The organism is Bradyrhizobium sp., assembly GCF_052389815.1.
In the GTDB taxonomy this organism is placed as follows: Bacteria; Pseudomonadota; Alphaproteobacteria; order Rhizobiales; family Xanthobacteraceae; genus Bradyrhizobium.
Genome location: NZ_JBQTHN010000013.1, coordinates 1 through 7,975, shown reverse-complemented (window position 1 = coordinate 7,975; position 7,975 = coordinate 1). Strand labels below are relative to the sequence as shown.

General features: G+C 61.2%; 11 protein-coding genes. All 11 read left to right on the top strand.

Annotated features, from left to right (window positions below; translation table 11 throughout):
* Positions 1-228, top strand: a 228-nt coding sequence (locus tag ACT4OC_RS03710) for a hypothetical protein (protein WP_444837659.1), incomplete at its 5' end; no start/stop codon positions are given.
* A 377-nt stretch (positions 229-605) separates the two neighbouring features.
* The gene (locus ACT4OC_RS03705; RefSeq protein ID WP_444837658.1) at positions 606-962 is read left to right on the top strand and encodes a hypothetical protein; all 357 of its coding nucleotides are present in this window, start codon (positions 606-608) and stop codon (positions 960-962) included.
* Positions 963-1,015: 53 nt separating this feature from the next.
* On the top strand, positions 1,016-2,158 hold the full coding sequence (locus ACT4OC_RS03700; protein ID WP_444837657.1) for an ABC transporter permease: 1,143 nt from the start codon (positions 1,016-1,018) through the stop codon (positions 2,156-2,158).
* A 10-nt stretch (positions 2,159-2,168) separates the two neighbouring features.
* The gene (locus tag ACT4OC_RS03695) at positions 2,169-3,431 is read left to right on the top strand and encodes an ABC transporter permease (RefSeq protein WP_444837656.1); all 1,263 of its coding nucleotides are present in this window, start codon (positions 2,169-2,171) and stop codon (positions 3,429-3,431) included.
* A complete protein-coding gene (locus ACT4OC_RS03690) occupies positions 3,424-4,161 on the top strand; it encodes an ABC transporter ATP-binding protein (RefSeq protein ID WP_444837655.1) in 738 nt (245 codons plus the stop codon). Before ACT4OC_RS03695 ends, ACT4OC_RS03690 begins: the two co-directional genes overlap by 8 nt.
* 160 nt (positions 4,162-4,321) lie before the next feature.
* Positions 4,322-4,741, top strand: a complete 420-nt coding sequence (locus ACT4OC_RS03685; protein ID WP_444837654.1) for a heavy metal-responsive transcriptional regulator — start codon at positions 4,322-4,324, stop codon at positions 4,739-4,741.
* Positions 4,742-4,744: 3 nt separating this feature from the next.
* A complete protein-coding gene (locus ACT4OC_RS03680) occupies positions 4,745-5,005 on the top strand; it encodes a thioredoxin family protein (RefSeq protein ID WP_444837653.1) in 261 nt (86 codons plus the stop codon).
* Positions 5,005-5,700 carry a cytochrome c biogenesis CcdA family protein gene (locus ACT4OC_RS03675; RefSeq protein WP_444837660.1) on the top strand — a complete coding sequence of 232 codons (696 nt, stop codon included), beginning with the start codon at positions 5,005-5,007 and terminating at the stop codon, positions 5,698-5,700. Before ACT4OC_RS03680 ends, ACT4OC_RS03675 begins: the two co-directional genes overlap by 1 nt.
* A 128-nt stretch (positions 5,701-5,828) precedes the next feature.
* Positions 5,829-7,196 carry a flippase gene (locus tag ACT4OC_RS03670; RefSeq protein WP_444837652.1) on the top strand — a complete coding sequence of 456 codons (1,368 nt, stop codon included), beginning with the start codon at positions 5,829-5,831 and terminating at the stop codon, positions 7,194-7,196.
* Between the two features lie 48 nt (positions 7,197-7,244).
* Entirely contained in the window at positions 7,245-7,481 is a 237-nt protein-coding gene (locus tag ACT4OC_RS03665; RefSeq protein WP_444837651.1) for a hypothetical protein, read from the top strand.
* The gene (locus ACT4OC_RS03660; protein WP_444837650.1) at positions 7,478-7,762 is read left to right on the top strand and encodes a type II toxin-antitoxin system RelE/ParE family toxin; all 285 of its coding nucleotides are present in this window, start codon (positions 7,478-7,480) and stop codon (positions 7,760-7,762) included. The genes ACT4OC_RS03665 and ACT4OC_RS03660 overlap by 4 nt, the downstream gene beginning before the upstream one ends.
* Positions 7,763-7,975: the final 213 nt, after the last annotated feature.

Sequence of the window (7,975 nt, the reverse complement as noted above, 5' to 3'; positions counted from 1 at the left end):
AGCTACCGCAAGATGGTCCAGAACGTCACGCTCGCCTTCCTGTTCAATGGCGTTGGCATCCCGATCGCGGCAACCGGCCTGATCTACCCCGTCTGGGCGATGGTGGCGATGGCGGTCAGTGTCACGGCCATCTTCGTCAATTCCCTCTGGGGAACTCCGCGGCTGTTCTTCGACGCCATCCGCAGTGTCGGTCGACCCGTCATGGCCCCATCGCAACAAGGGGCTTGAGGCTCCGCGATCCAATCGCAGTTTTCCACCTTGACCCAAAAGTTCGGTTTGGGGCCGACGCTGGCGGGTCTCAATCTGAGCACAAAGCTGATAAACATGGGCACTGAGGCAATTGCCGCCAGCAACGAACGCGAGCGCCTTCTTCGCGGCGACGTTCATCATCTTTTCCAAGCCTATATGGTCGCTCTCCGCGGCTCGCCGAGGCGTTCTCAGGGACATCTTCTGCAGAAAAGCGCTTGACCGTGGAGTGTGCTCCAAGGCGCAGGCTGACCATCGAAATTAGATTTATCTCGCCGTAACAGGGTTGAGCATTCTTCCAGTCCGTTCCGCAAGGATGATCGCTTATGAAACAACGGCTAACCGAGAGGATAATGATCATGGGTTACGTTAAAAAAGCGGTGCTCCTGACCATGTTGGCGATGATAGCGGGCCTCGCACCGACGATGAGCGTCGCCGATGAAAAGGTGGAAGGCAAAGTGGTTAGCACCAATTTAACTTTGTGCCACCCCAGGCCGACCGGTGGTGGCTGCGAAGGGATCCTGACGCTTCAAACAAGTGCAGCCGGCACGACCCAACCGGTATCATTCAAGGTGATTGCGGACACCATCATCAGGAGAGGCCAGAGTTATCTCGTCCTTCCGCAGACGCAGGACAATTCGGTGGTCGTGACCTTCGTCACCGAGAAGGGCCAGAAGGTTGCAAGGTCCATCGATGTGATCGGTGCGGCTCAATAATGAGCGCGGTGACAAGGGGCTTGCGCAATCCGTTCCGGAATCGCGTCCGGAGTATGGTCGTCGTGCTGCTTCTCGCAACCGCCATTGGTCTGTTCGCGGTCATGGTGCAAGGGGCCCTCGCCACGCGGCAGCAACTGGAGAGCCTTCAGGCGAACGTGCGAACCGTTATCGAACTGCGCGAAGCCGGAGCGTTCGGGACTGGCGGATTCGGCGAGGACAAGCCGGTTGGAACTGACGACTTTTCCGTCGCCACTTTAGAGGCGGTGAAGCGCGTCCCGAACGCTCGCCACATCACCAGGATCGAGGAGTATGTTCACACTCCCCAGATCGATCCAAGCAAGCCCAACGCGTACGCGATGATCATCGGACTCCGGCCTGGCGCGCCGATGCGAGCGATTGGTGAAGTCGACTACGAGAATGCCCGCATCATTGCCGGGCGCGGTCTCGGCCCCCCAGACGAACGCGGCGAGGTCGCGGTGGTTGGCAAACTTTACGCGAAAGAGCGACTTGGGATCAGCACCGGAAGCAACGGAGCCGCTCGCCTTGATCAGAAGCTGATGTTGAATGGCACCCCCCTTGAGGTGGTCGGGGTCTATTCGACCGGCAACGACTTCGGCGATAACCACGTCTTCGTTCCTTTGGATACCTTTCGACGGGTTTTCAACCCCGGCGGCAAACTCTCGAAGATCCGCGTCACTGTCGACTCGGTGGCCAATGTCGATACGGTGACCGAAGACTTGAAGCGGCTGGAAGGCGTCGATGCCGTCACCGCGGCCGAGCAGGTCGCCACAGCCAGAGCGACGCTCGGCAGCATAGCCGCTGCGACCTTTTACGGATCGTTGTTGATCTTCGCGATCGGCGGCGTCCTCGTTGTCTTTATCATGGTCCTCGCCACGCGCGAGCGGATCAACGAAATCGGAACATTGAAGGCGATCGGGGCATCGAATGCCGAGATCGCAATGCAGTTCGTGGCCGAGGTTCTCGCGTTGACCGGTCTCGCAGCCGTCATCGCCGTGCTGATGGCGGCTCTATTCGGGCTGGCTCTGGGGAGCACGTTGGGCGTCAACCTTCGTCTCGATCGCGACATGCTGCTGATAATCGTCGCGGGCGGTCTCGCGTTCGCATTGCTCGGCAGCTTCTATCCGGTCTTCAGGGGCGTGCGCCTGAGTCCAGTTGAAGCCATGAAGAGCACCTGAGGAGCATCCCATGGGTATGATCGTCCTCGGCCTGCGTAACCTGCTGCGGAACAAGATGCGGCTCGTGCTCGTCGTGACCCTGATCGGTGTTCCGTTCTTCCTGCTCCTCGCCATGCAATCGATCGGCGAGGCGGTGCAACAGCAGACAAGTGTGTTGACGCGGGATGTCAATACGGTCCTGCAACTGCGGGCACGCGGCTCGATGGGCCACGTCAACATGAACGGGCAGGATCGTCTCCTCCCACCGGCTACGCTGGAGAAGGTGCGCGGGATCGAGCACGTGGTGCAGGTCGAGCCGTACCTCCTCGCGATGGCGCCAATCACGCCGCCGAACTTCGTCATGCACGTCGGCTTGGCGCCGACGGCCGTCAAGCGGCTGGAATCACATGGCGAAGCGGGTAATCCGCGCATCATCGCCGGCAGGGACCTTGCCCCGGAAGACACCGGGCAGGACGTCGGCATCATCGGCCGGGGCTATGCCGAATGGGCGGGAATCAAGCCCGAAGACATGGGAAAGGCCACGCTGACGATTGATCCGACCCGCACGCACCCGGTGATCTACGGCATGGATCGTCCCAAGCGGGACCTGCGAATCATCGGGATGTATGCCAGCGGCTATATCTTCGGGGACCTCCAGCTGTTTATGCCGATCGACACCTTCCGCTCGATCTATGGCACTGAGCAGGGAATCTCCTGGCTCTTCGTTCGGGTCGACTCGGTGGAAAACGTTCCGGTTGTCGCGCAGCGCCTTCAGGAGACGGTTGGTAGTGTGGCCGACATTCTTGCGCCGAAAAGCGCGGCCGTCTTTACGGCCACGACCAGCCGAACTGTCACCCAACTTGCCTGGCTCGGAGGCCTGATCGCGATCCTTCTCATGATCGTGGTGGTATTCTTTGTTCTTCTGATGCAGGTGCGCGAGCGGGCGCGGGAGATAGGCACCCTCAAGGCGATCGGCGCGAGCAACGGCGGTGTGACTACGCAGTTTCTTACCGAAGCCGTCGCGCTCACACTGATTGGTGGCTTCGTCGGTCTCGTCCTGTTCCGGCTTGCCGGGGACGCGCTTACGGGTCGCCTGTTTGCCCTCGGCATCGGCCCGTTTCTTCCAAGCCATTACAAGCCACTGTTCGAAAGCCTGACCGTCAGCAGCCAGCTTTCGATTTCGGTTCTCATGTTCGTTCTGCTCGTGGCCGTCGTTGCGGCCATCCTCGGTAGTGCCTACGGCGTCTGGCAGCTCGTCAAACTGTCCCCACTAGAGGCCATGAAACATGAATAAACCAACAGAACCGCTGGTCCAATTGCGTGGCTTGTCGAAGTCTTACCGCAAAGGCAGCGAGACCGTCGAAGCTATCGCGGACATCCATCTCGAGGTGCAGGAAAGGGGAATGGTGGCAGTCGTTGGCCCGAGCGGCAGCGGCAAGTCGACGCTCCTGCACATGATCGGCGCTATGGACAAACCGACCCGCGGCGAGATCGTCGTCGCCGGTCAGGCGGTGAACCGCCTCTCACAGGCTGAATTAACCCGCTTTCGCCGGCAGACCGTCGGCTTCGTCTTCCAGATGTTTAACCTTGTGCCGAACCTGACGGCGCTGGAGAATGTCGCGTTGCCGATGGAGTTCAACGGCGTCCCGAGGGCGCAAAGGCTCGCGCGGGCCCGCGCCCTGCTGGAACGGTTTCAACTCGGGCAGCGGCTCAAGCACCGCCCGCGCGAGTTGAGCGGGGGTGAGATGCAGCGGGTGGCCATCGCCCGCGCCGTCGCCAACGAACCTCGTCTCGTTCTCGCCGATGAACCCACCGGCAATCTCGACTCGCGCTCGGGGCAAATAATCTACGAGCTGCTGCGTGAGATATCAGCCGAGCGCACGGTGATTGTCGTGACCCATGCGGAGAACCTCGCGCAACTTGCCGATCGCGTGATCCATATCCGAGATGGCAGGCTGCTCGATGCGCCGCCCCTCGTGATGTCGTTGGGCCCACGCGACGGGCCGGCTCGGTCAGTGTTGTAATTTCTTCCACTGTGGGGAACCCGCGGCTGGTTTTCGACGCTATCCGTAGCGGCAATCACCCAATGGTGAACGTGGCGGCGCGGCAGCGTCCCTAAAGCTCTCTCGTTGCGCTTGACCTTGGAGTATACTCCAGGGTTCAAACGATATTCAGAGAGACACCATGATCACGATCGGCAAATTGGCTGGCCTGACCAGCGTCAGCAACGACACCCTCCGCTACTATGAGCACGAAGGCCTGATCAGCCCGGCCGGAAAAAGTCCCGCAGGGTACCGGCTGTACGACCGCGAATCCGCCCGCCGCATCCGCTTCATCAAGCATGCCCAGCAGTGCGGGTTCACGCTTGCCGAAATCCGCGATCTCCTGGAGTTGCGTAGTCGCGACAAGGCTTGTTGCGGGGACGTTCGCACGCGAGCCATCGAGAAGAAATTGCAAATCGAAACCAAGATTCGGGCGATGAGAGCGATGTCCAAGGCGCTCGACCAGCTGATTGCCGAGTGTGCGAACGAACAGCAGCCGGTGAAGGAATGCACGATCATTGCCGCGCTGGAGCAGGCCAACGGTTCGAAAAGGGTGCAGTGAGCCATGAAGGTGGAGATGTTCTATAGCCCCGGCTGCGCCGCCTGCGAGGAGCGGCAGACCGAGCTTCGCTCGGCAGCCCAAGAGGCGGTCAAGGACCTTGAGTGGCGGAACATAAGTGTCCTCGACAACATGGATGCCGCGGTGGAGCTGGGTGTCATCACGCTGCCATCCATCGTGATCAACGGCGAGGTCGTTTTCACGTCGCTGCCGACCAGAGCCCAGCTCTGCAAAGCGCTGACGGAACGACGCGGAGCGAGGAAGTGATGGACGCGGAGGCGCTGCGGACGGCGGTGGAACACGCGGGGTTGGCAGCGATCGGCGTGGCGTTCATTGCTGGGCTTGCGTTCAGCGTCAATCCCGTTGCTTTGGCTTCAATCCCCGTCTCACTCGCCTACGTGACAAAGGGCCGAGACAAGGGCGAAGCCCTGATGTTTGGCTCGATGTTTATCCTTGGCATGATCCTCACCCATGTCTTTCTCGGCTTCGTGGCGGGTCTCGGTGGTAAATGGGCCGCGGAGCTTACCGGAAGGGGATGGGGCCTCGCCCTCGGTCCTCTCTTGATTGTGCTTGGCCTGATGTGGGCGGGTTGGCTCCGCCTTCCATTGCCGTCGTTCGGCTTCCGCGCCACCCGTCCTACGGCCGCGTGGGGCGCCTTTCTTCTTGGGATTCCGTTTGCCGTCGCCGTCTGTCCGGTGTGCACCCCGGCATTGATCGTACTCCTCGGAGTGACGGCGGGGCTCGGCTCGGTCGTGCTTGGTGTCGTTCTGCTGTTCGCGTTCGCCGTCGGGCGGGCCGTTCCGATCGCACTTGGCGCCTTCGCGGTGAGCTGGCTTGAAAATCTAAAGAGCTTTTCCCGGTACCGGCGCGGCTTCGAAATTGCCGGCGGCGTCATCCTGATTGCGATGGGGCTCTATATGTTGAACGCGGTTTATATTTGGATACCTGAACTGGCGGTGTGAGAGCCGACAGTGGCCGTTGAGCCGATCATGTGATCGCTACGGAACGACGAGAGACCGATTCTTAACGATTCGTTGATAGATCGGACGATGGCCGCGTTGTCAGCGGCATCCCGAGGAACATCCCCGCCGTGGCCGTGATGGACAGCCAATCCGCAACCGCTTCGCCTGCCGGCGTTCTGCCGCGATTGAAGGCGCTGCTCGGCGGCTCCAGCGAGGCGTCCGTCACCAGGCGCCTCGCCGCCACCATCTTCATCATCCGCGTGGTCAGCGCGGTGTTGGCTTACGGGTCACAGATCCTGCTGGCGCGCTGGATGGGCACCTCCGAATACGGCGTCTACGTCTATGTCTGGACCTGGGTGCTGCTGCTCGGCAGCATGATGGATTTCGGCATCTCGGCGTCGGCGCAAAAGCTCATTCCGGAATATCGCACGCGCGGGGAGCATGCGCTGCTGCGCGGTTTCCTGTCCGGCAGCCGCTGGCTGACGCTTTCGGTTTCCGCCGGCGTCGCGCTGCTGCTCGCAGGCCTCGTCAAGTCGCTCTCGCCCTGGATCGATGCGGCCGCGATCACCCCGCTCTATATCGGCTGCGCCACGTTGCCGGCCTTCGTGGTCGCCAACACCCAGGACGGCATCGCGCGCTCGCATGACTGGATGCAGCTCGGGCTGATGCCGCAATTCATCGTGCGGCAGACCCTGATCATCGGCTTCACCGCCGGCGCCTTCGTGCTCGGCCTCGACCTCGGCGCCACCGCAGCGATGCTGGCAAGCTGCGCGGCGGTGTGGCTTGCGATGCTCGGCCAGATGGTCGTGCTGAACCGGCGGCTCGCCGGCCACATCGAGCCCGGCGCCAAGACATATGACGTCCGCGGCTGGCTTGCGGTGTCGCTGCCGATCCTGCTGGTCGAAAGCTTTTACCTGCTATTGTCCTACACCGACGTGCTGGTGCTGCAGCAGTTCCGTCCTTCCGAGGAAGTCGGCATCTACTTTGCCGTGGTGAAGACGCTGGCGCTGGTCTCCTTCATCCATTACGCGATGTCGGCGACCACGGCGCACCGCTTTGCCGAGTACAACGCGCAAGGCGACAAGGAGCGGCTCGCCGCCTACGTCACGCACGCGATCCAGTGGACGTTCTGGCCTTCGCTCGCGGCGACCCTGGTACTGCTGGCGTTCGGCAAGCCGCTGCTCTGGCTGTTCGGACCGCAATTCGTGGTCGGCTACGACATCATGTTCATCGCGGCGATAGGCCTCGTCGTGCGCGCGGCGATCGGTCCGGTGGAGCGGCTGCTCAACATGCTGGGCCATCAGCACATCTGCGCACTGGCCTATGCGCTGGCCTTCGCGATGAACCTCGCGCTCTGCGTGGCGCTGGTGCCGCAGTTCGGCGGCATCGGTGCGGCGGCGGCTACCTCGATCTCGCTCGCCTTCGAGACCGTCCTGCTGTTCGCCATCGTGCGCCGCCGCCTCGGCCTGCATGTGCTGGCGTTCGGAAAACGATAGCCAATCCCGGCCGTAGCGTTTCCTGCTTCCGCACGCTATACTGCCCGTATGACCGACGCAGACCTGAAAGAGCTCCTGAAGCGAGTCCAGACTTGGCCCGAGGCGGCCCAGGACGAACTGGTGTCACTCGCCAACCAAATCGAGAGCGAACTGCAGGGCAATGACTACGTTGCCACGCAGGAGGAACTGCAAGTCATCGATGAAGCAATGGCTTCTATCGATGCAGGCGAAGTTGCAAGCGATCATGAGATCGAAGCCGCCTTCGGAAGATTTCGGTTGAAATGAAGCCTGCCTACTCGCGACGGGCATTGGCCGATCTCGAGGCGATTGCAAGTTACTATTCGGCGAATGCCAGCCCGGCGATAGCTGAATCTATCGAACGCCGTTTCCGTGAAGTTGTGGACCGCATATGCTGCCTACCAGACGCAGCCCCGCGCGTTTCCCAGCGATCGCAGGTGCGTGTTGCTACCGTCGTCCGCTACCCTTTCCGTATTTTTTATCGGGTTCGCGGCGAGACCGTCGATATTCTCCATATCCGGCACACGTCGCGCTTTCCTATCGCCTGACCCGGCTTGAGTTCGCTGCCAACCCCATCATTTTCCTGCCATTTTTTCGCGACGCAGAAGCGGATTCCTCGCCGCGACTCCGGATTGGGGAAAAACACCATTCGGTTCCATTGCGCGCATGAAATATTCTTATTTTGCCGGCTCCGTTGCGGTCGGGGGGCCTGCACCGTTACATGTCTGAAATGTAATCAACAAACGCGTGGAAATGATCGA

What these genes read in the sequence shown, in the direction of transcription:
- ACT4OC_RS03685 (WP_444837654.1), top strand. Translation starts at nt 4,322, where the DNA reads ATGATCACGATCGGCAAATTGGCTGGCCTGACCAGCGTCAGCAACGAC.
- ACT4OC_RS03700 (WP_444837657.1), top strand. Translation starts at nt 1,016, where the DNA reads ATGGTCGTCGTGCTGCTTCTCGCAACCGCCATTGGTCTGTTCGCGGTC.
- ACT4OC_RS03705 (WP_444837658.1), top strand. Translation starts at nt 606, where the DNA reads ATGGGTTACGTTAAAAAAGCGGTGCTCCTGACCATGTTGGCGATGATA.
- ACT4OC_RS03690 (WP_444837655.1), top strand. Translation starts at nt 3,424, where the DNA reads ATGAATAAACCAACAGAACCGCTGGTCCAATTGCGTGGCTTGTCGAAG.
- ACT4OC_RS03680 (WP_444837653.1), top strand. Translation starts at nt 4,745, where the DNA reads ATGAAGGTGGAGATGTTCTATAGCCCCGGCTGCGCCGCCTGCGAGGAG.
- ACT4OC_RS03675 (WP_444837660.1), top strand. Translation starts at nt 5,005, where the DNA reads ATGGACGCGGAGGCGCTGCGGACGGCGGTGGAACACGCGGGGTTGGCA.
- ACT4OC_RS03660 (WP_444837650.1), top strand. Translation starts at nt 7,478, where the DNA reads ATGAAGCCTGCCTACTCGCGACGGGCATTGGCCGATCTCGAGGCGATT.
- ACT4OC_RS03695 (WP_444837656.1), top strand. Translation starts at nt 2,169, where the DNA reads ATGGGTATGATCGTCCTCGGCCTGCGTAACCTGCTGCGGAACAAGATG.
- ACT4OC_RS03665 (WP_444837651.1), top strand. Translation starts at nt 7,245, where the DNA reads ATGACCGACGCAGACCTGAAAGAGCTCCTGAAGCGAGTCCAGACTTGG.